The organism is Pseudomonas sp. FSL R10-1339, from assembly GCF_009600545.1.
Classification (GTDB): Bacteria; Pseudomonadota; Gammaproteobacteria; order Pseudomonadales; family Pseudomonadaceae; genus Aquipseudomonas; species Aquipseudomonas bubulae.
On record NZ_WIVQ01000294.1, the window covers coordinates 1 to 328 of the forward strand.

The 328-nt window shown below is 55.8% G+C and carries 1 protein-coding gene; it reads right to left on the reverse strand.

Translation table 11 applies throughout. From position 1 onward, the window contains the following. Positions 1 to 328 (reverse strand): helix-turn-helix domain-containing protein (locus GHO03_RS25430; protein WP_256668786.1); only part of this gene is annotated, 328 nt, incomplete at both ends.

A 328-nucleotide genomic window follows, 5' to 3' on the forward strand; every position in this document is an offset into this window, starting at 1 on the left:
CAGAAGAGTCAATGGATGGCAGCGACCCGTACGCATGGGCACATGGCCTTTAAAGTCCATTTGCCACAGATCATTGGGTTGCTCGTGTTCAAATCTGATGAAAGGTTTGACTAGGCCTGCATGAGGGTCGATGCGCTCATTACGCTTGAGAATGGCATGAACCGTACTGGCTGCAGGCATGTTGCTGCCGCGCCGTTCAAGGCATCCCTTGATCTTGCGCGCGCCCCAGCCGGTGTGCTCGATATTGAGCGCCAGTATCTGCTTCTCGGACTCGTGAGCAGTTCGATTAGGCGAACTGTGAGGTCGACGGGACCGATCTCTCAGCCCG